The organism is Bradyrhizobium sp. 25ACV, from assembly GCF_054863005.1.
Window position 1 is genome coordinate 396,242 of the sequence record NZ_JAVAYO010000007.1, and the last position, 19,730, is coordinate 415,971.

Annotated in this window: 19 protein-coding genes; 10 read left to right on the forward strand and 9 right to left on the reverse strand. The window is 64.9% G+C overall.

What is annotated here, in order from left to right; all coding sequences use genetic code 11:
• Positions 1-61: 61 nt before the first annotated feature.
• From RAD04_RS19290 to RAD04_RS19305, 4 genes are all read left to right on the forward strand, one after another.
• The gene (locus RAD04_RS19290) at positions 62-904 is read left to right on the forward strand and encodes a cysteine rich repeat-containing protein (protein ID WP_461625004.1); all 843 of its coding nucleotides are present in this window, start codon (positions 62-64) and stop codon (positions 902-904) included.
• Positions 905-1,027: 123 nt separating this feature from the next.
• Complete coding sequence (locus RAD04_RS19295; protein WP_028175115.1) at positions 1,028-1,243, forward strand: hypothetical protein; 216 nt, start codon at positions 1,028-1,030, stop codon at positions 1,241-1,243.
• 191 nt (positions 1,244-1,434) lie between these two features.
• Positions 1,435-2,574: an FAD-dependent monooxygenase gene (locus RAD04_RS19300; RefSeq protein ID WP_461625005.1), complete on the forward strand. Its 1,140-nt coding sequence runs from the start codon at positions 1,435-1,437 to the stop codon at positions 2,572-2,574.
• Entirely contained in the window at positions 2,571-4,184 is a 1,614-nt protein-coding gene (locus RAD04_RS19305) for a benzoate-CoA ligase family protein (protein WP_461625006.1), read from the forward strand. Before RAD04_RS19300 ends, RAD04_RS19305 begins: the two co-directional genes overlap by 4 nt.
• 159 nt (positions 4,185-4,343) lie before the next feature.
• Here RAD04_RS19305 and RAD04_RS19310 read toward each other — a convergent pair whose 3' ends face one another.
• Both RAD04_RS19310 and maiA read right to left on the reverse strand, forming a co-directional pair.
• Complete coding sequence (locus tag RAD04_RS19310; RefSeq protein ID WP_177237367.1) at positions 4,344-4,856, reverse strand: MarR family winged helix-turn-helix transcriptional regulator; 513 nt, start codon at positions 4,854-4,856, stop codon at positions 4,344-4,346.
• Positions 4,846-5,475, reverse strand: a complete 630-nt coding sequence (gene maiA / locus RAD04_RS19315) for a maleylacetoacetate isomerase (protein WP_461619769.1) — start codon at positions 5,473-5,475, stop codon at positions 4,846-4,848. The genes RAD04_RS19310 and maiA overlap by 11 nt, the downstream gene beginning before the upstream one ends.
• Positions 5,476-5,577: 102 nt before the next feature.
• Between maiA and gtdA the strand changes: the two genes are divergently transcribed.
• Positions 5,578-6,618 carry a gentisate 1,2-dioxygenase gene (gene gtdA / locus RAD04_RS19320; protein WP_461625007.1) on the forward strand — a complete coding sequence of 347 codons (1,041 nt, stop codon included), beginning with the start codon at positions 5,578-5,580 and terminating at the stop codon, positions 6,616-6,618.
• Positions 6,619-6,826: 208 nt separating this feature from the next.
• On the opposite strand, the gene RAD04_RS19325 is transcribed toward gtdA, so the two are convergent.
• From RAD04_RS19325 to RAD04_RS19340, 4 genes are all read right to left on the reverse strand, one after another.
• A complete protein-coding gene (locus tag RAD04_RS19325; RefSeq protein ID WP_461625008.1) occupies positions 6,827-7,648 on the reverse strand; it encodes an ABC transporter permease in 822 nt (273 codons plus the stop codon).
• Positions 7,641-8,414 carry an ABC transporter ATP-binding protein gene (locus tag RAD04_RS19330; protein ID WP_461625009.1) on the reverse strand — a complete coding sequence of 258 codons (774 nt, stop codon included), beginning with the start codon at positions 8,412-8,414 and terminating at the stop codon, positions 7,641-7,643. The genes RAD04_RS19325 and RAD04_RS19330 overlap by 8 nt, the downstream gene beginning before the upstream one ends.
• A gap of 187 nt (positions 8,415-8,601) precedes the next feature.
• On the reverse strand, positions 8,602-9,606 hold the full coding sequence (locus tag RAD04_RS19335; RefSeq protein ID WP_461625010.1) for an ABC transporter substrate-binding protein: 1,005 nt from the start codon (positions 9,604-9,606) through the stop codon (positions 8,602-8,604).
• Positions 9,607-9,641: 35 nt separating this feature from the next.
• Positions 9,642-11,006, reverse strand: coding sequence for an FAD-dependent oxidoreductase (locus RAD04_RS19340; RefSeq protein WP_461625011.1), 1,365 nt, complete (start codon positions 11,004-11,006; stop codon positions 9,642-9,644).
• 111 nt (positions 11,007-11,117) lie between these two features.
• On the opposite strand from RAD04_RS19340, the gene RAD04_RS19345 reads away from it, so the two are divergent.
• On the forward strand, positions 11,118-12,002 hold the full coding sequence (locus RAD04_RS19345; RefSeq protein WP_461625012.1) for a LysR family transcriptional regulator: 885 nt from the start codon (positions 11,118-11,120) through the stop codon (positions 12,000-12,002).
• 147 nt (positions 12,003-12,149) lie between these two features.
• Positions 12,150-12,422 (forward strand): hypothetical protein, encoded by a 273-nt coding sequence (locus RAD04_RS19350; RefSeq protein ID WP_461625013.1) that lies wholly within the window; start codon positions 12,150-12,152, stop codon positions 12,420-12,422.
• A 3-nt stretch (positions 12,423-12,425) separates the two neighbouring features.
• Here RAD04_RS19350 and RAD04_RS19355 read toward each other — a convergent pair whose 3' ends face one another.
• Positions 12,426-13,229 (reverse strand): enoyl-CoA hydratase-related protein, encoded by an 804-nt coding sequence (locus tag RAD04_RS19355; protein WP_461625014.1) that lies wholly within the window; start codon positions 13,227-13,229, stop codon positions 12,426-12,428.
• A 150-nt stretch (positions 13,230-13,379) separates the two neighbouring features.
• Between RAD04_RS19355 and RAD04_RS19360 the strand changes: the two genes are divergently transcribed.
• Positions 13,380-14,354: a ketopantoate reductase family protein gene (locus tag RAD04_RS19360; RefSeq protein WP_461625015.1), complete on the forward strand. Its 975-nt coding sequence runs from the start codon at positions 13,380-13,382 to the stop codon at positions 14,352-14,354.
• Between the two features lie 2 nt (positions 14,355-14,356).
• Here the strand turns inward: RAD04_RS19360 and RAD04_RS19365 are convergent, their stop codons facing one another.
• Complete coding sequence (locus tag RAD04_RS19365) at positions 14,357-15,034, reverse strand: alpha/beta hydrolase family protein (protein WP_461625016.1); 678 nt, start codon at positions 15,032-15,034, stop codon at positions 14,357-14,359.
• Between the two features lie 125 nt (positions 15,035-15,159).
• Between RAD04_RS19365 and RAD04_RS19370 the strand changes: the two genes are divergently transcribed.
• The gene (locus RAD04_RS19370) at positions 15,160-16,305 is read left to right on the forward strand and encodes an acyl-CoA dehydrogenase family protein (RefSeq protein ID WP_461625017.1); all 1,146 of its coding nucleotides are present in this window, start codon (positions 15,160-15,162) and stop codon (positions 16,303-16,305) included.
• A gap of 209 nt (positions 16,306-16,514) precedes the next feature.
• Complete coding sequence (locus tag RAD04_RS19375; RefSeq protein ID WP_461625018.1) at positions 16,515-18,125, forward strand: ABC transporter substrate-binding protein; 1,611 nt, start codon at positions 16,515-16,517, stop codon at positions 18,123-18,125.
• Between the two features lie 37 nt (positions 18,126-18,162).
• On the opposite strand, the gene RAD04_RS19380 is transcribed toward RAD04_RS19375, so the two are convergent.
• Positions 18,163-19,302: an amidohydrolase/deacetylase family metallohydrolase gene (locus RAD04_RS19380; RefSeq protein ID WP_461625019.1), complete on the reverse strand. Its 1,140-nt coding sequence runs from the start codon at positions 19,300-19,302 to the stop codon at positions 18,163-18,165.
• Positions 19,303-19,730: the final 428 nt, after the last annotated feature.

Here is a 19,730-nt window from a genome sequence, read left to right on the forward strand (position 1 = left end):
ATTGCGATTGCATTACATTTTAAGAATCGTCGGCGTGACCGACGGGGCAGGAAATCACCAGATGTTCAACACGTTGAAACAGGCATCGACGCGCAAGGCGTTGCTCGCGGCAGCGTTCTTCGCAACTGCAACAGGGGCGGTCGCGCAAGCACCGACCGAGGCCCAGAAGGGCGCCATCCGCTCCGCATGCCGTTCGGATTTCATGGCGCATTGCGCGAGCGTGACGCCCGGCGGCGTGGAAGCGTATCAATGCCTGGCGAAGAACATGTCCAGCCTGTCGGCGGGATGCCAGACCGCGGTTCGCGCCGTCGAACCGGCGAAAACCGAAGCTGCGCCCGCGCCGAAGAGCGAGGCCGCGCCCAAGGCGGAAACGGCGCCAGGCGCACCGAAGGCTGAATCCGCCCCCGCGGCCAAGCCGGCTGCCGCACCCGCGCAGAAGGCCGCTGCCGCCAAGCAGCCGAGCAGCGCGCAGGTTGCTGCGGTCAAGAGCGCGTGCCGCGCCGACTATCCCAAGGTGTGCGCGAGCGTGCCGCCAGGCGGCGCTCCCGCGCTCGAATGCCTGGAGAAGAACAAGGCCAAGGTCTCACCCGCCTGCGAGAAGGCCGTGAGCGCCGCAGCCGGCGGCGGCGCTGCCGCAACGGCGGCGCCCGCGGGTGCGGCTCCCGCAGCAGCAGCCCCCGCGGCGGGAGCCGCGCCGGCGGCAGCGCCAGCCGTGATCGTGTTGCGCCCCTTGCTGCCGCGCGAAGAGCTGTTCATCCTGAGGTCGGCCTGCGGCGCCGACATCCGCACGCTTTGCGCCGGCGTCGCGCCCGGAGGCGGCCGCATCATTCAATGCATTTCCAACAGGGCTGCCTCGCTGTCGCCGGCCTGCAGGGACGTGCTCGCGCCGTTCGCGGCGAGATAACGCGGCACACGCGCCAAAGCGCGCGACAATGACGAACGGCGTGCGCATGAATTTCCGCACGCCTGCAACGACAAATCTTTTGCAGATATCCGATTTCGATCACGACAAGACCGGGAGGACAACATGCGTTCATTGCTGCTGGTTGCTTCTGCGCTCCTCGCCTTCGGAGCGACGATGACGTTCGAGGCCACCGACGCCAATGCGGTGGTGTGCGCCCGTGGCGTCTATCGCGCCGGCTGCGCCGGGCCGAACGCGGCCGTCGTGGTCCGGAAGCCGGTTCCGGTCGTCCGCTGCACCCGGGTGCTGGTGAACGGGGTTTACGTGAAACGCTGCGTCTGACGGTGCGGATGGCCAAGCCGGCGCGGTTTGGCTATGATTCGGACCTGATGATTTCGGACATGCGTAAAAATTGTGTCCGGAGATGCGCTTTGGCGCGCCTGCGCTGGCCGATAATTCCGCTGGCGCGGGACGCCCGAGCACATTAGTCTACCCCTAGATAGTAAGTATACTGTCAATTAGGGAGGCAGACGTTGCGGATCGCCGTGATTGGCGGAGGGCCCGGTGGGCTCTACTTCGCCTATCTCTGGAAGAAGCGTCATCCCGAGGATCAAGTCGACCTGTTCGAACAGAACCCGGCCGACGCGACCTGGGGCTTTGGCGTGGTGTTCTCCGACCAGGCGCTGGAATTCCTGCGTGCCGACGACCCCGAGACGGTCGATGCGATCGCGCCGCACATGGAAAGCTGGCAGAACATCACGCTGAACCTCGGCAGCGACAGCGTCGCCATCGACGGGGTCGGCTTCTCCTCGATCGGGCGGCTCGAGCTGCTCAGGTTCCTGCAGCAGCGCGCGCTCGACGTTGGCGTCACGCCGCGCTTCGACACCCAGATTCATGCCATCGACCAGCTCAACGGCCATGATCTGATCGTCGCCGCCGACGGCTTGAACTCGCTGGTGCGCCGCGCCTTCGAGGGAGATTTCGGCACCTCGCTGTCCTATTCCTCCAACAAGTTCGTCTGGTACGGCACCTCGAAGCGCTTCGACACGCTGTCGCAGACCTTCGTGAAAACAGATCGCGGCGCCTTCAACGCCCATCACTACCGCTACTCGCCCGCCATGAGCACCTTCCTGGTCGAATGCGACCACGCGACCTGGCAGGCCTATGGCTTCGCCTACAAGGACGTCGAGCAGTCGAAGGGCGTCTGCGAAGAGGTGTTCGCGGACACGCTTGGCGGCCATTGCCTCGTCTCCAACAAATCGGTCTGGCGCAACTTTCCCTGGGTCTGGAACGAGCACTGGTCGTTCAAGAACATGGTGCTGATCGGCGATGCCCTGCATTCGGCGCACTTCTCGATCGGCTCGGGCACGCGGCTTGCGATCGAGGACGCCATTGCGCTGGTCAAGGCGCTGGAATCCGATGCGCATCTTGCGACCGCCCTGCACCGCTATCAGGCCGCGCGAAAGCCCGTGGTGCAGAAGCTCGTCAATGCCGCGCGCACCAGCGCCTTCTGGTACGAGCATTTTGCCCAGCACATGCAGCAGGATCTGATGGACTTTGCCTATAGCTACATCACCCGCTCCGGCCGCGTCGACGATGCACGCCTGCGCCATATGTCGCCGGCCTTCATGGCGCGTTACGAGGCTGCCAAGAACGGCGGGGACGAGGCATGAGCAACGAGATTTCCGACCAGGTGCCCGCCGACAGCGAGGGGGCGTGCGAGATCGGCTTTGCCGTTCCTGAAATCTACAACGCCAGTCGCGTGCTGTTCGACAATCTCGCCAAAGGCCGTGGCGGCAGGGTCGCGCTCATGGGTCCGGCAGGCACGCGGACCTATGCCGAGCTCTGCGACGAGGCTTGCCGCTGGGGCAACGGTTTTGCATCGCTCGGCCTGAAGCGCGGCGACCGCGTGCTGCTGTTTCTCGACGACACGCCCGCCTACCCGGCCGCGTTCTTCGGCGCGGTGCGGGCCGGCTTCGTACCGCTCCTGATCAACACGCTGACGCCGCCGGATTTGCTTCAATTCAACCTCGCCGATTCCGGCGCCAGCGTTGCGGTGACGGATGCCAAATTCGCGCCACGCTTCAATGCCGAGGCCTGCAAGGACACGCTCCTGCGCACGTTGATTGTCGCCAATGGCGAGGCGGGCGATCACGCCGCCCCGAGCGCGCTCGCGGCGACGGACTGGCTCAAGCAATTCCCGGCCGAGCTGGCGGAAACCCCGACACATCGCAACGAGATGGCGTTCTGGATGTACTCGTCCGGCTCGACCGGCCGGCCCAAGGGCATCGTGCATCTCCAGCACGACATGGCCTATAGCGAGCTCGCCTTTGCGCAGAACGTGCTGAAGCTGACGCCCGACGACATCTGCTTCTCGGTGCCAAAAATCTTCTTCGCCTATGGCTTCGGCAATTCCGTCACCTTCCCGTTCTCGGCGGGCGCGGCAACGCTGCTGCTGCCGGGCCAGCCGAAACCCGCGGCGATCTTCGCCGCGATCGAGCAGTACAAGCCGACGGTCTTCTTCGGCCTGCCGACGCTCTATACGTCGCTGACCAAAGCCGAAGGCGCTGACAAGACCAACTTCTCGTCGCTGCGCATGTCGCTTTCGGCTGCGGAGGTGCTGTCGGCGGAGGTCTTCAACGGCTGGAAGACGCTCACGGGCCTCGAGATCGTCGAAGGCCTCGGCTCGACCGAGGTGTTGCACATCTATCTCTCCAACCGCCCCGAGCAGAAGAAGCTCGGCGCCGCGGGCCTGCGCGTACCCGGCTACGAGGTCGCGCTGCGCGACAAGGATGGACGCGACGTCGCCGACAACGAGGAAGGTATCTTGTGGGTGCGCGGCGATTCCAACACGCCGCTGTACTGGAACCGGCCGGACAAATCCGCCGAGACGATTCGGCAAGGCGGCTGGATCTACACCGGCGACCGCTTCATCCGCGATGCCGACGGCTTCCACTTCTTCCGCGGCCGCGCCGACGATCTCATCAAGATCTCGGGACAGTGGGTCTACCCGCTCGAGGTCGAGCTGTGTCTCGCCGACCATCCCGATATCCGCGAATGCGCGGTGTTCGCCGCCGAGCTGCCGGACCGGCGAATGACGCTGAAGGCGGTGGTGGTGATGAACAACCGCACGGTCGATGAGGGCGCGGCGACGCGCAAGCTGCAGGACTATGTGAAGGGCAAGCTGCTTCCTTACAAATATCCGCGCGAGGTGATCTTCACCGACGAGCTGCCGAAGACGGGCACGGGGAAGATCGACCGGCAGGCGTTGCTGCGGATGTGAAGCGAGGACGGTGACACACGCACCGCAATCGTAGGGTGGGCAAAGCGGAGCGTGCCCACGACTTCCGATCGTTGGAGAGAGGTGGTGGGCACGGCGCAAGGGCGCCTTTGTCCCCCTACGAAATCTGAGTGTCGGGCGCGACCATCGCCCCACATCCCCTCACCCCGCCTTCCCCAGATGCTCCAGCGCATCCTCGGCCCGCAGCGGCACGCGTGAGGCCTCGTTGTTGAGATCGACGAGCTGCACCAAAAGCCCCATCAACTCCTTGCGGTCGGCGGGCTTGAGCGGCTCCAGCATGCGCGCCTGGGCGCGTTCGACGGCGGGGATGATCTCGCGCAGGATCGCGGCGCCGGATTTGGTCAGATAGAGCAGCTTGATCCGCTTGTCCTCGGGGGCCGGCTTGCGCTCGACATAGTCCTTGGCCTGGAGACGCTCGATCACGCTGCCAAGCGTGGAGCGGTCAAAGGCGATCACCGCCGATAGCCGCGTCGCGTCGATGCCGGGATGGGTGTGGATCGCGATCAGCGCCGCATATTGCACCGGGGTCAGATCGAACGCCTTGCACTCCTCCATGAAGATCGAGACCGCGATCTGCTGCATGCGCCGGAACAGATAGCCCGGCGCGGCATAGACCGCGTCGATCGTGATCGGCGGAGGCGGCTTACTCGGCATCGGGCTGCTTCTCCGGTGCGGCATTGGCAAACGCGGCGAGCGCCTTTGCGGCCGCCTCTGCCGCGAGCAGACGCGGATAGGCCGACACATCGACGCCGAAACGGCGCGCATTGGCGAGCTGCGGCACCAGGCAGAGATCGGCGAGCGTCGGCGCATCGCCGAAGCAGAACGGCCCCGGCTCGTCCCTGATCAGCGTCTCGCAAGCCGACAACCCTTCGCGGTTGACCCAGGCGGCCCAGTCCTGGACCTTTTCTTCGGGCAGACCGAGCTCGCGCAGCCGCGCCAGCACTTTCAGGTTCTGCACCGGATGGGTGTCGCAGGCGATCGCCAGCGCGAACGCCCTCACCTTGGCGCGCCGCAGCGGGTCCTTCGGCAGCAGCGGCGGATTGGGGTGGGTCTCGTCGAGCCATTCGATGATCGCGACCGATTGCGTCAGCACCGCGCCGCCGTCCTCCAGCGCCGGCACCAGGCCTTGCGGGTTGATGGCGAGATAGGCGGGCGCGCATTGCTCGCCCTTGCGCAAATGATGCGGCAGGTGCTCGGCACCGAGGCCCTTGAGGTTCAGCGCGATCCGCACCCGATAGGCAGCGCTGGAGCGGAAATAGCCGTGCAGCTTCATCGGAACCCTCCCGTTTTCTCGTTGCTTGTACGTCGTTCGTCACGTTGACGCTAACCAGATTGGCAGTATACTGTCAATTTAGAAACGAGCAGGAGGCGCGCCATGGAAGCGGTGACCAAGACGCCGGAACGCGAGGCGTTCTACAAGAAGATCGACGGCGAGAATCTCACCGCGCTTTGGACGGTGATGAGCGACCTGATCACGCCGGAGCCGAAGAGCGCCTGCCGGCCGCACCTCTGGAAATTCGAAATCATCCGCGACTACATGACGGAAGCCGGCAAGCTGATCACCGCCAAGGAAGCCGAGCGGCGCGTGCTGGTGCTGGAGAATCCCGGCCTGCGCGGCCAGTCCAAGATCACGACCTCGCTCTATGCCGGCGTGCAGATGGTGGTGCCCGGCGACGTCGCGCCAGCGCACCGGCACAGCCAGTCGGCGCTGCGCTTCGTGCTCGAAGGCAAGGGTGCGCATACCGCCGTTGACGGCGAGCGCACCGCGATGGAGCCAGGCGACTTCATCATCACGCCATCGATGACCTGGCACGATCATTCCAACGAGACCGATCAGCCGATGTTCTGGCTGGATGGTCTCGACATTCCGCTGGTGCAGTTCTTCGATTGCTCTTTTGCGGAAGGATCGAAAGAAGACCAGCAGAAGATTACGAGACCGGCCGGCGACAGCTTTGCCCGCTACGGCCACAACCTGCTGCCGGTCGACGTCAAGCGGAGCTCGAAGACCTCGCCGATCTTCAGCTATCCCTATGCCTACACGCGCGAGGCGCTGGAGAAGGCCCGCACGAGCCAGGAGTGGGACGCATGTCACGGGCTGAAGCTGAAATTCAGCAACCCCGAGACCGGCGATTTCGCGATGCCGACCATCGGTACCTTCATCCAGCTGCTGCCCAAGGGTTTCAAGACCGCGCGCTATCGCGCGACCGATGCGACGGTGTTTTGCCCGATCGAAGGCCGCGGCCGCAGCCGCATCGGCGATGCCGTCTTTGAATGGGGTCCGCGCGATCTGTTCGTGGTGCCGAGCTGGCAATGGGTGACGCACGAGGCGGATGACGATGCCGTGCTGTTCAGCTTCTCGGATCGGCCGGTACAGCAGAAGCTGGATCTGTTCCGGGAGGATCGCGGCAACGCGTGACGGTCACGCTGTCGGACAAATACTCAACTGTCGTCCCGGCGAACGCCGGGACCCATAACCACAGGGGGTAGTTTGGCGAAGACTTGCAGTTATCCAGCCGGTACGAAGACCGCCCACACTCGATAGATCACGCGGTATGGGTCCCGGCGTTCGCCGGGACGGCGGTGGAGGTGTGGCGCATCTGCACCCCGCATCATTGCGGACGCGGCTACCGCCAGTGCAGCAGCCTAAGCTCCAGCCAATTGATCACCTTCCCCACCGCCAGCCCGAACACCGATAGGATCACCACGCCCGCGAGCAGCTGATCGGTCTGCATCAGATTACCGGCCTGGAGCACGAAGGCGCCGATGCCGTATTGAGCGCCGATCATCTCGGCGCTGACGACGAGCAGCAACGCCACGGATGCCGTGATGCGGAAGCCGGCGAGGATCGCGGGCAGCGCACCGGGCCAGACCACCTTGCGCACGATGGTTGCGAAGGGAACGTTGAAACTCTGCGCCATGCGGATGAGATTGCGCGGCACCGCGTCGACGCCGCTATAGACCGAGATCGCGGTCGAGAAGAACACGCCCAAAGCAATGGTCGCGATCTTCGGCTCTTCGCCGATGCCGAGCCAGAGGATCAACAACGGCAGCAGCGCGATCTTCGGGATCGGGAACAGCGCCGAGATGAAGGTGATGCCGACGCTGCGCGCGAGCCGCGACAGGCCGATGGCGAAACCGATGGCGACGCCGGCCGCCGTCCCCAACAGCCAGCCGACGCCGATGCGCAGCAGCGAGGCCGACAGATGCTGCCAGAGCGCGCCTGAGATCGCGAGCTGATAGATCGCGCGCGCGATCGCCGATGGCGCAGGCAGAAACAGGGGATTGACGAGGCCGGTGCTGCCCGCCGCCTGCCAGATCGCGATGACGAAAGCGAGCGCGATCCAGCCGCCGAAGCGGCTCGACGCGGGCACGAAGCCGGCGCCGCGGAAGCGGACGCGCCGCGTCGCGCCGTCCTTCGCAGTGTCAGTCGCCGCGCGATCAAGCATGCTGGACCTCGCGCTCGGCATCGATGGCTTCGTTGCGGATCAGCGACCAGATCTGGTTCTGCAGCGCCAGTAGTTTTTCGCGCGCCGCGGCGTCACCGCGTTCAGTGCGCGTCATCGGCACGGTCACGACCTCGCGGATGCGGCCGGGCCGCCGCGACAGTACCACGATGCGATCGGCCAGCCGCGCAGCCTCTTCGAGATTATGGGTGACATAGACCGCGCCCATGCCGCCATCGGCGAGCAGGCGGACGAAATCCTCCATCAGGAGTTCGCGGGTCTGCGAATCCAGTGCCGACAGCGGTTCGTCCATCAGCAGGATGGCGGGCTTCACCGCCAGCGCGCGCGAGATGCCGACACGCTGGCGCATGCCGCCAGAGAGCTGCTTTGGATAGGTTGTGCGGAAGTCGGTCAGGCCCGTCCGGCGCAAGGCGTCGTCGACCAGCGCGCGGCGCTGTGTGGCCGAGAGCTGGGTGTGCAGCAAAGGGAATTCGACATTCTGCTCCACGCTCGCCCAGGGCAGCAGCGCGAAATCCTGGAACACGAAGGTCAGCGGATTGAGGCTGTCCGCCGGTGGCGCGCCGCGCAGCTCGGGCGCGCCTGATGTCGGCTGCAGCAGGCCACCGAGTATAGACAGGAGCGTGCTCTTGCCGCAGCCGGACGGCCCGACGATCGCCACCACCTCGCCGGCGCTGACGGTGAAGGAGACATCGTCGAGCACGGCGAGGTCGCCGAAGCGGTGGGAGATGTGGTTGGCGATCAGGTCCATGGGGAACCTTCAACTCTCAACCCGTCATCCTGAGGTGCGAGCATTGCGATGCGTTTGCATCGCGATGAGAGCCTCGAAGGATGAACGGCCGAGGCGCATCCGGGCCGTACGCCCTTCGAGGCCCACCTTGCGGCACGCCGCAAGGTGGGCACCTCAGGGTGACGGGGATAGTTGGGAGTACGGGGCATCAATCCGCCTTCACAAATTCCTTGGCGATGATCGCATTCGCGTCAAAGCCCTTGTCGGCGAAGCCCTGCTCCTGCAGCCATTTGATCTGGTTGTCGACGTTCTTCACGTCCAGCTTGCCGTCGGGATCGATATAGGCGCAATTGCCGACCACCTGCTCGACCGGGAGATTGGTGTACTTTGCGATGATCTCCAGCAGTGGCTTGGTCTTGTCGTTGATCGGGGCGACGCCGTTCTTCATCGCGGCGAGGATGACGTCGTGATATTCGCGGTCGGCCTTGGCGAGCGCGCCGAGCAGCTTCGTCACCAGCGCCTTGTTGGTCAGCGTCTTCGGCGAGGCGAACACCGCACCCAGTTGCCAGGGCGTCTCGTCGCCGACCCACCCTAAGAATTTGGCGCCGCCTTCGTCCGTGAGCTTTCGCGCGGTCGAGATCGGCAGCAGCGCCGCATCGACAGTCTCGCCCTTGAGCGCGGCGGCGGCGTTCGACAGCGATTGCAGCGGCACGATCTTCACGTCCGCAAGCTTGAAGCCGTATTTGTCGGCGAGCAGGCCGAGCGAATAGTGGAAGGAGGAGCCGACCTGCGTCATCGCCACGCGCTTGCCGGCGAGGTCCTTCGGCGTCTTCAGCCCGGCCGCGTAGGCGTTGTTGCTGGCGAAATAGCCGATCAGGGGATAGCCGGCCTTCTCGCGGCTCATGCCGCCGATCACCTTCAGCACGCCCTTGCCGGCGAGATTATAGAGACCGGCGGTGAAGGCGGTGATGCCGAAATCGACGTCGCCCGAGGTCGTGGCGACCGCGATCGGCTGCGCCGCGTCGAAGAATTTCAGCTCGACCTCGAGGCCGGCCTCGCGAAAATAGCCCTTGTCCTGCGCGATGAAGACAGGCGCTGAGGACGACAGACGGAGCACGCCGATCTTGGCCTTCAGCGCATCCTCGGCGTGGGCTGTACCCATGGCCATGATCGCCAGAAGACTGGCTGCCGCGAGTCGCGCAATTCCGATCATCCCGTTTCCTCCGCCGTCGTTTATCTTGCAGTCCGTTACAGGCCCTCGGGCACCGGCTGGTCCCGTCCGATGAAGGCACCCTGTTGTTTCAACGTTTCCTGCAATTTTTCAACCGGGATGTCACGCGGGATCCGGTTTCCGGAGAGCGCCAGCGCGGCGGCGGAACCGGCCGCCTCGCCCATCACGAAACAGGCACCGGAGACCCGCGCCGCGGACTGGCCCTCATGGGTCATGGAGGCGCAGCGGCCGGCGACCAGGAGGTTGTCCACGCCTTCGGGCACCAGCATCCGGTACGGCAACTCGTTATAGCCGCGCGATTCCGGGATCGGCGGGAAGGTGAAGACGACGTCGCCGGGCACATGGGCCTCGATCGGCCAGCCATTGATGCCGATGGAATCCTCGAAGGAGGCGCAGCCGAGCACGTCCTCGCCGCTGAGCTGGTAGCCGCCCTTGATGCGGCGGGTCTCGCGGATGCCGAGCTGCGGCGGCAAGTCGACGATGTAGGATTTTTCAAAGCCCGGCACGGTGCGCAGGAATTCGAAGGCGGCGAGCGCCTGCTTGCGACCCTCGATCTCGCCGCGGGTGAGATCGTCAGGCTCGACGCCGTTGATGGCATGGCCGTCCTCGCGCGCCACTTGCGTAAAGTTCACCCGCCATTCGATGCCGGATTTTTGCGGCCGCACGATCGCGCTTTTCCGCGGAAATTTATGCGTGCCGGTCGCGATGGCCTCTTCCATCAATTGCGGGATAGTGCGCCAGGCGTCGCCGGCCTTGTCAGGATCGATGCCATTGAGGCGGAGCATCATCGAGGGGTACATCGGATGGCCATGCGCGTCACCGATCTCGAACGGCGCGCCGGCCCAGACGGCGAGATCGCCGTCGCCGGAGCAATCAATGAAGATTTCTGATCGCACCGCCTGCCGGCCGGCCTTGGTCTCGACCATCAGCGCGTCGATGCGGCTGTTGTCGCCCATCACGACGCCGGCGCCGAGCGCGTGGAAGAGGATGTGCACCTTGTGGCTGGCGAGAAGCTGATCGGCCGCGATCTTGTAGGCCGCGGTGTCGTAGGCCTGCGCAAAAACCTTACCCAGGATCAGATGCGGGGTGTTCAGGCCATTGAGCCGATCGATCCGCGCCAGCAGCTCGGACGCCATGCCCTGCACGAGGCGATGGGCCTGGCCGTAGACATTGCCATGCAGACCGCAAAAATTTGTGACGCCGGCCGCGGTGCCCATGCCGCCGAGGAAGCCGTAGCGTTCGATCAGCAGCGTCTTCCGCCCGGCGCGCGCGGCTGAGGCCGCGGCGACGATGCCGGCGGGGCCGCCGCCGAGCACGACGACTTCATATTCGCCATAGAGCGGCACCTGTCGTGCCGGTTCTTCGATCGTCATGGCCCGCATGGCGCGTCCCTTCCCAAATTCCTTTGCTTGGGAGCGACTATGAATTAGCGCGCACCGAGGTACAATCCACCAGAATAAGTGATCAGCTTTCGCGAATCGAGAAAGGTCTACATGGACATCCTGGTGAACCTGCAAGCCTTCCTCGCCACCGCCGATGCGGCCGGCTTCTCGGCCGCCGCGCGAAAGCTCGGCGTCTCGACCTCGGTGGTGGCAAAGCGCGTCACGCAGCTGGAGGCGCGGATCGGCACGGCGCTGTTTCACCGCTCGACCCGGCAGTTGCGGCTGACCGAGGCCGGACAGCGCTATGTGCATCGCGCACGCGGCGTGGTGACCGATGCGACCGACCTGCTCTCACGCATGGGCGAGAAAGGCCACGATCTCGTCGATCATCTGCGCATCAAGGCACCGACCTCGCTGACCGTCGCTCGACTCGCGGACGCCTTCAGCGCGTTCCAGACCCAGAACCCGAAGCTGAAGCTCGATATCGTGCTGATCGATCGCCCGGTCGATCCCGTCACGGAAGGCTTCGACATCGCCATCGGCGCCTTCCCGCATTCGTTCGGCGGCGTCGTCGACGAGCCGCTTTGCGCGCTGAAGCGGCTGCTCTGCGCCTCGCCCGCCTATTTGAAGAAGCACGGCACGCCAAAGCACCCGCGCGATCTCGTCGAGCATCGCTGCCTCAGCTTTCTGCCGACCGGCCCGGAATGGATCTTCGACGGACCGCGCGGCCGCATCAGCATCCAGGTCAGCCCGCTGCTCTCCTCCAACGAGGGACACGTGCTGGCGCGCAGCGCCATCGCCGGCAACGGCATTGCGTTGCTCTCGCATTATCTCGTGGCCGATGCCTTGCGCGCCGGCACGCTCAAGCCGGTGCTGCGCGACTTTCCGATTCCGGAGCTGTGGGTGAAAGCCGCGATCCCCGAGCGGCGGCGCAATGCCGCCGCGGTACAGGCGCTGCTGACACTGCTGAAAACGTCGCTGGCGCCGGCGCTGTGAGCAACGTCGAATGTGGATGGTCGTAGCCCGCATGGAGCGCAGCGGAATGCGGGAACGTCCGCCCCGGATTGCGCTTCGCTCCATCCGGGCTACACACGTGCCACAAGACGGTTGCTTGCAAATGACGGACCTGACAGAAGTGCCGCCATGGATTCGACGCTTTTGAAATTCGCCCTGCCCGCCCTCATCGCGCTCGCGCTCTCGGCGCCTCCCGCCGCAGCCGTGGAGCAAAACTGCCGCTTCATCCAGGCCAAGCCCGAGCGCGAGGCTTGCTACAAGCGGCAGGAGGACGAGCTCGCCGCGAAGCGCAAGCCCGTTGCGCCTGCCAATGACGGTCAGACACTCGAAACGCTGCGCCAGATGCGGCAGGACGACGACGCCGTCTATCGCAGCATCAACAACATCTGCCGCGGTTGCTGACGTTCAACCTTTCCCACCACCCCAATTCCCTGCCCGCTTCTCGGCGAACGACGCCAGCCCTTCTGCAGCCTCCGCGCTCTGGCGCTTGAGAGAATGCAGGTGCACGAGCCGGGCATACGCCGCATCGTCCACCGCCATTCCGCCGAACGAGCTCTCCAGCGCGAGCTTCTTGGTTTCAGCCATCGCCTCCGGCCCGTTGGCGAGCAATTGCTCGACGACCTTGGCGCCGGCGGCTTCGAGTTCGGCGAGCGGCACCACCTCATGGACGAGGCCGATGCGGCGGGCGTCCTCGGCGCCGAAACGCTCGCCGGTCAGCGCGTAGCGGCGGACCTGGCGCACGCCGATGGCATCGCAGAGCTGCGGGATGATGATCGCCGCGGTCAGGCCCCAGCGCACCTCGGTGATCGAGAACAGGGCGTTGTCCGCGGCAATCACGACGTCGCAGCCTGCGATCACGCCGGTGCCGCCGCCGAAGCAGCCGCCCTGCACCAGCGCGACCGTCGGGATCGGCAGCGTGTTGAGCCGTTGCACGGCCTCGAAGGTGGCGCGCGAGGCGGCCTCGTTCGCCTCTGCCGATTGCGGCCGCACGCCATTGATCCATTTCAGGTCGGCGCCGGCCTGGAAATGCTTGCCGTTACCCCTCAGCACGACGACGCGAAGGTTTGGCTTTTTGCCGAGATCGTCCATCGCCGCCAGCACGCCCGCGATCAGCGCGCCGTCATAGGCGTTGTTGACTTCCGGCCGGTTCAACGTGACGGTCGCAACCCCACGCTCATCGAGGGTCCACAGGACGGCGTTGGCGGTCATCGGCGATCCTCCGGTTGTTTGCCGCGCACTATGGCCGAGGCCGCGCGCCTTGATCCATATCTTTCCGGCGTAGGGCAGCCGCGTCCATCGCATGGCGGCTTGTGTCATGCTGCCGCCTGATGGCACCAAGGGATCAGGGACGGGATCAACATGCGCATCTGCATTTTCGGCGCGGGCGCCGTCGGCAGCCACATTGCGGTACGGCTGGCGCGCGCCGGCCATGAGGTCTCTTGCGTGATGCGAGGCGCGCATCTGGAGGCGGTGCGTGCGGGCGGACTTAAGCTGCGGGTCGGCGATTCCGAGGTTTCCGCCAAGGTGAACGCATCAGGCGATCCGGCCCAGCTCGGTCCGCAGGACGTCGTGATCTCGACGCTGAAGGCGACCACGCTGACGGGACTGGTCTCCAGCATCAAGCCGCTGCTGCAAGACGACACCGCCATCGTGTTCGCGCAGAACGGCATTCCCTGGTGGTACGGTATCGGCCTGCCGCCGCGGCATCCGACACCGCCAGACATTTCCTTCCTCGACCCCGGCGGACGCCTGCGCGCCTGCATCCCGAAGGAGCGGATCATCGGCGGCGTCGTCTTCTCCTCCAACGAGGTGACCGCGCCCGGAGTGGTGCAGAACCTGACGCCGGACCGCAACCGCCTCCTGATCGGCGAATGCGACGACCGCAATTGCGAGCGCATCACCAAGCTGCGCAACGTGTTCAACGACGCGCGGCTGGAATCACCGCCGGTCGCGGAAATCCGCGAGGCGATCTGGTCAAAGCTGCTGACCAACATGTCGCTGTCGGTGCTGTGCCTGCTCACCGGCCAGACCGCACGAGGCGTGCGCGACGACGCCGCCTTTGCGGAGGTCATCCCGCGCATGCTGAACGAGGCCAACGACATCGCGCAGCATTTCATCCCCGAGGTCAAGCGCGTGACGCGCAGTGGACCCGCTCCCAATCACAAGCCCTCGCTGCTGCAGGATTACGAGCTTGGCCGCGCCATGGAGATCGACGTGCTGGTCAAGGCGCCCGCCGCCTTCGCGCGCACCGCCGGCCTGTCGACGCCGACGCTCGACCTGATCGCCGCGCTCGCGATCCAGAAGGCGCGTGATAAGGGGCTTTACTCCGCCTGAGCTCAGGCGAGTTTGTCGATCCAGGCCGAGAGCGTGTCGAGCACCTCGGTCAGCGCCTCGTCGTTGCTGCGGCCCGACTTCTTCAGCACCGCGAAGGAGTGATCGCCGCCTTCAACCTCATGCAGCGTCGCCTTCGGGCCGAGCTTCTCGACGACAGGCTTGAGGTAGGCGAGATCAGCAAGCCCGTCGCGCGTGCCTTGCAGGAACAGCATGGGGATGGCGATGTCCGCGAGATGCTCGGCCCGCTCGGCCGACGGCTTCTTGGCCGCGTGCAAGGGAAAGCCGAGGAAGGCGAGCCCTTTGACATCGGGGAGCGGAGACTTCGACTGCGCCTGCGAGGTCATGCGGCCGCCGAATGATTTGCCACCGGCGACGAGCTTCAATCCCGGGCACAACCGCGCCGCCTCCGCGACGGCCGCGCGGATGGCGGCGTGCGCGACTGCCGGCTGGTCCGGACGCCCCAGCTTCTTCTCCATGTACAGGAAATTGAAGCGGAACGTCGCGATGCCGCGGCCCGCGAGACCCTCCGCGACCTTCTCCATGAAGGAATGACGCATGTCGGCGCCTGCGCCATGCGCCATCACGTAGCAGGCGCGCGCATGGTCCGGCTGCGTCAGGATCGCTGAGACAGTGCCGATGCGCTCGATGTCGAGCTTGAGCTCTTGAGTTTTGACAGCCAAAATCACGACCCTGGCAGGCGCATTTCCGGCCGCCTTGATAGCGTCGCTGGCGCAGCCTGAAAACACAATAATTGCCGCGCCCGGCTGGCCTACCAAGCCGGAACGCCGCACCAAACGAGGTAACGATGTCCTACCGCTCCTCCTGGATGACCGACGAGCTCGAGATCTTCCGCGACCAGTTCCGGAAATACCTCGCCAAGGACCTGGCCCCGCATGCCGAGAAATGGCGCGAGCAGAAGATGGTCGACCGCTTCGCCTGGCGCGGCCTCGGCGAGATGGGCGCGCTGCTGGCGAGCGTGCCGGAGGAATATGGCGGGCTGGGCGCCACCTTCGCCTATGACGCCGCCGTGCTGGACGATCTCGAAAGCACGGTGCCGGAGATGACGACCGGCGTCTCCGTGCACAGCGCCATCGTCGCGCATTACATCCTCAATTACGGCTCGGAGGAGCAGAAGAAGCGCTGGCTGCCGAAGATGGCCTCAGGCGAGATGGTCGGCGCCATCGCCATGACCGAGCCCGGCACCGGCTCCGATCTGCAAGCCGTGAAGACCACGGCGAAGAAACAGGGCAATTCCTACGTCATCAACGGCCAGAAGACGTTCATCACCAACGGCCAGGCCGCCGATCTCGTCATCGTGGTCGCGCGCACCGGCGACGCCGGCGCCAAGGGCATTTCGCTGATCGTGGTGGAGACCGCGGGCGCGGACGGCTACAAGCGCGGCCGCAACCTCGACAAGATCGGCCTGCACGCCTCCGACACCTCCGAGCTGTTCTTCGACAACGTCACCGTGCCGCCCGAGAACTTGCTCGGCAAGGAGGAAGGCCAGGGTTTTGTCCAGCTGATGCAGCAATTGCCGCAGGAGCGCCTTGCGCTCGCAGTCGGCGCCGTCGCCTCGATGGAGCGCGCGGTCAAGCTCACCACCGCCTACACCAAGGAGCGGAAGGCGTTCGGCAAGCCGCTGATGGATTTCCAGAACACCGCCTTCAAGCTCGCCGAGCGCAAGACCGAAGCCATGATTGCGCGCGTCTTCGTCGACTGGTGCATCGAGCGCCTGGTCGCCGGGGATCTCGACACCGTCACGGCGTCGATGGCGAAATACTGGTGCTCGGAGAAGCAGGTCGAGACCGCCGACGAATGCCTTCAGCTGTTCGGCGGCTACGGCTACATGCAGGAATACCCGATCTCGCGCATCTTCATCGATTCCCGCATCCAGAAGATCTATGGCGGCACCAACGAGATCATGAAGCTGTTGATCGCGAGGTCGCTATGAAGGGCCTCACCGACGCGGAGGGATATTTGGGGCTCGGATAGGCCGCGAACAGGCGCAGCACGCCAACGGCGCAAGCGCCTCTTGCCCAAAGGCTCGGCCTAGATCAATCTGGTCAAGCGGCCCGGGCTTGTCATACGATGCCAAGGTGAATTTTGGACGCGATCGTGATCGACAATGGCGCCGCTCACGAAAGGTCAGGAGACAAGCGAATGGTTCACGTCTCGCGCCGGAAACTCCTTCAGCTCGCTGCGGTTGCCCCGTCCGCCCTTTCCGCCGCCTGGACGTCGCCCGCATCCGCCGCGGGCGGAAAGAAGACCCTGACCGCGGTGATGCAATCGGACCTTCGCGTCACTGATCCCGGCTTCACGACGGCCATCATCACCCGCGACCATGGCTACATGGTCTACGATACGCTGCTGGGCATCGATTCCAGCTTCAAGGTGCGGCCGCAGATGGCGGACTGGACCGTGTCCGCGGACAAGCTGACCTACACCTTCACCCTGCGCGACGGCCTCAAATGGCATGACGGAGCGCCGGTGACGGCGGAGGATTGCGTCGCCTCGCTGAAGCGCTGGGGCACGAGCGTCGACGGCATGGCGCGCAAGCTGATGGATTTCACGGCAGGCATCGAAGCCGCAGACGCCAAAACGATCGTCCTGAAACTGAACGAGCCCTATGGCATGGTGCTGGAGACGATCGCCAAGCCGTCGGCCGTTGTCGCCTTCATGATGCCGAAGCGGTTGGCCGAGACCCCGATCACCAAGCAGATTCCGGAGCAGATCGGCTCCGGCCCATTCAAGTTCGTCGCGAGCGAATTCCAGCCTGGCGTGAAAGCCATCTACGAAAAGAATACCGACTATGTGCCGCGCAAGGAGCCGGCCGAATGGACATCGGGCGGCAAGGTGGTCAAGGTCGACCGTGTCGAGTGGATCACGATGCCGGATGCGCAGACCGCGCTTAACGCGCTGCAGTCCGGCGATGTCGATTTCGTTGAAACGCCGCCGTTCGACATGCTGCCCACGCTCGAGTCCAATCCGGACATCACTGTTTCCATCCTGAACAAATTCGGCTTCCAGTCGTTCGGCCGGATGAACTTCCTGCATCCGCCGTTCGACAATGTGAAGATCCGCCGCGCCGCGCTGCTCGCGATCAACCAGAAGGACGTACTCGACGCCCAGATCGGCAATCCCAAATATTACAAGTTCTGCGGCGCGTTCTTCATCTGCGATACGCCGCTGGCCAGCGACGCCGGCGGCGAGACCCTGATCAAGGGCAACGGCATGGCGGACGCGAAGAAGGCGTTGGCCGAGTCCGGCTATGACGGCACGCCCGTGGTGATCCTGGCGCCCGGCGACCAGATCCTGCTGAAAGCGCAGCCGATCGTGATCGCACAACTTTTGCGCGAGGCCGGCTTCAAGGTCGACCTTCAGGCGATGGATTGGCAGACCTTGGTCACCCGCCGCGCCAACCAGAAGTCGCCAAAGGAGGGCGGCTGGAACATGTTCTTCACCTACCAGGGCGCCGCCGACTCCTTGAACCCGCTGGTCAACGTCCCGATGGGCGGCAAGGGCACGAGCGGTGGCTGGTACGGCTGGTCCGAGGACCCCAAGCTCGAGCAGCTGCGCGACGCCTTCGCCCGCGCCACCTCGCCGGAACAGCAGAAGAAGATCGCATTCGAGATCCAGAAGGAAGCCTACGACCAGGTGATCTACGTCCCGCTCGGCCAATTCCAGGCGCCGAGCGCATGGCGCAAATCATTGACCGGCGTGATCGACGGCCCGGCAACGCCGATGTTCTGGAATGTCGACAAGACCGACTAGGCTCTTAAGGACTCCCACCACTGGTGGGATGCGAAGCTCAATTCGGATGCCACCAGCGTCCGCCGATGACGACACCCTCGGACACGATCTTGCGGTCGCCGATCAGGTGCTCGCCGACGACGTCCTCGTAGTCGAACTGGCCTTGCTTGACCGTAACAAGCGTGGCGTCGCCGACGCAGCCGGGCTTGAGGCTGCCGAGCTCGGGACGCCGCAGCGCCATCGCCGCGTTCACCGTCGAGGCCGCGATCACGTCGGACAGCTCCATTCCCATGCACAAGAACTTCGACATCGTCGTGACCTGGTCGAAGGTGGGGCCGTCGATGCAGAGCTGGTGGATGTCGGAGGAGATGGTGTCCGGATAGAAGCCGTTGGCGAGCATCGCGCGCGCGGTTTTGAACGCGAATGAGCCCTTGCCGTGGCCGATGTCGAACAGCACGCCGCGTTCGCGCGCGTCCAGCACCGCCTTCTTCACCGTGCCTTGCGCGGTCGCCGGCGTGTTCGGGAAGGGCCGGAACGCATGGGTCAGCACGTCGCCGGGACGCAGACGAGCCAGCACCTCCTCATAGCTCGGCGGCGGATGGTCGATATGCGCCATCAGGGGCATGCCGACCTCGTTGGCAACCTCGAGCGCGATGTCGAGCGGCACCGCCCCCGACGTGCCCGAGGAGTGCAAGCCGACGCGCACCTTGATGCCGACGATGAGATCGCGGTTGGCATCGGCCACCTTGGCCGCCTCGATCGGATTCATCAGCCGCAACTCCTCGCTCTCGCCGACCATGATCCGGTGCGAGAAGCCGAAGATGCCGGCATGGGAAACGTGCAAATAAGCGAGGATGCGGACCTGGCTCGGCTCGATCACATGCTTGCGGAAGCCGGCGAAATTACCGGGCCCGGCGCTGCCGGTGTCGACCGCTGTGGTGACGCCGGAGAGCCGGCAGAATTCTTCGGCATCGATACCGAGCGAGGTGCCGCCCCAATAGACATGGGTGTGCAGATCGATCAGTCCCGGCGTCACGATGAGCTGCGAGACGTCGCGCACCTCCGTGCCCGGATCGGCCTTGAGGGCGCCGCCGATCGCCGCCACCTTGCCGCCGGCAAAGGCGACGTCGGTCACGGCATCGAGCTTCTGGGAGGGGTCGATCACCCGCCCCCCGCGCAGGATCAAGTCGAAAGGCATCGCGGTCTCCGGATGAGGCAGTGAGGTGCCGGCGGCATGGCAGCCGGGCCAGCGAGGAAGGAAGCCGTTCGCTTCTAGCAATTTTCACGCCGAATGGCGCGGCAAACCGTAACGGTGGCCCATGAAAAATGGGGATCCCGGGAAGTTTCGAACTTCCGACCTACGGTTTAGGAAGCCGTGGGCGGGGGATCACCCCGCCATCGAACTTCAGTCGTAGCCTTATCGGAGGATCCCCCAAGGGATCCTCCGAGGCAGTTTTGTCGAGTACCAGCTTGTGCTGACTGACCCGTCTCCTACGCGAAGTGGAAGTCGTGGCTGTTCAGCTTGTCGAGCTGCGTGTTCTTCAGCGTGAGGGTGTCGCTCCCCGTCGCGATCACGACGTCGTGGCCTGACTGGGCCGCATGGGAGAGAACGCTCGCAAAGCTGTC

What these genes read in the sequence shown, in the direction of transcription:
- RAD04_RS19290 (WP_461625004.1), top strand. Translation starts at nt 62, where the DNA reads ATGTTCAACACGTTGAAACAGGCATCGACGCGCAAGGCGTTGCTCGCG.
- RAD04_RS19295 (WP_028175115.1), top strand. Translation starts at nt 1,028, where the DNA reads ATGCGTTCATTGCTGCTGGTTGCTTCTGCGCTCCTCGCCTTCGGAGCG.
- RAD04_RS19305 (WP_461625006.1), top strand. Translation starts at nt 2,571, where the DNA reads ATGAGCAACGAGATTTCCGACCAGGTGCCCGCCGACAGCGAGGGGGCG.
- RAD04_RS19310 (WP_177237367.1), bottom strand. Translation starts at nt 4,856, where the DNA reads ATGCCGAGTAAGCCGCCTCCGCCGATCACGATCGACGCGGTCTATGCC.
- maiA (WP_461619769.1), bottom strand. Translation starts at nt 5,475, where the DNA reads ATGAAGCTGCACGGCTATTTCCGCTCCAGCGCTGCCTATCGGGTGCGG.
- gtdA (WP_461625007.1), top strand. Translation starts at nt 5,578, where the DNA reads ATGGAAGCGGTGACCAAGACGCCGGAACGCGAGGCGTTCTACAAGAAG.
- RAD04_RS19325 (WP_461625008.1), bottom strand. Translation starts at nt 7,648, where the DNA reads ATGCTTGATCGCGCGGCGACTGACACTGCGAAGGACGGCGCGACGCGG.
- RAD04_RS19330 (WP_461625009.1), bottom strand. Translation starts at nt 8,414, where the DNA reads ATGGACCTGATCGCCAACCACATCTCCCACCGCTTCGGCGACCTCGCC.
- RAD04_RS19335 (WP_461625010.1), bottom strand. Translation starts at nt 9,606, where the DNA reads ATGATCGGAATTGCGCGACTCGCGGCAGCCAGTCTTCTGGCGATCATG.
- RAD04_RS19340 (WP_461625011.1), bottom strand. Translation starts at nt 11,006, where the DNA reads ATGCGGGCCATGACGATCGAAGAACCGGCACGACAGGTGCCGCTCTAT.
- RAD04_RS19345 (WP_461625012.1), top strand. Translation starts at nt 11,118, where the DNA reads ATGGACATCCTGGTGAACCTGCAAGCCTTCCTCGCCACCGCCGATGCG.
- RAD04_RS19350 (WP_461625013.1), top strand. Translation starts at nt 12,150, where the DNA reads ATGGATTCGACGCTTTTGAAATTCGCCCTGCCCGCCCTCATCGCGCTC.
- RAD04_RS19355 (WP_461625014.1), bottom strand. Translation starts at nt 13,229, where the DNA reads ATGACCGCCAACGCCGTCCTGTGGACCCTCGATGAGCGTGGGGTTGCG.
- RAD04_RS19360 (WP_461625015.1), top strand. Translation starts at nt 13,380, where the DNA reads ATGCGCATCTGCATTTTCGGCGCGGGCGCCGTCGGCAGCCACATTGCG.
- RAD04_RS19370 (WP_461625017.1), top strand. Translation starts at nt 15,160, where the DNA reads ATGTCCTACCGCTCCTCCTGGATGACCGACGAGCTCGAGATCTTCCGC.
- RAD04_RS19375 (WP_461625018.1), top strand. Translation starts at nt 16,515, where the DNA reads ATGGTTCACGTCTCGCGCCGGAAACTCCTTCAGCTCGCTGCGGTTGCC.
- RAD04_RS19380 (WP_461625019.1), bottom strand. Translation starts at nt 19,302, where the DNA reads ATGCCTTTCGACTTGATCCTGCGCGGGGGGCGGGTGATCGACCCCTCC.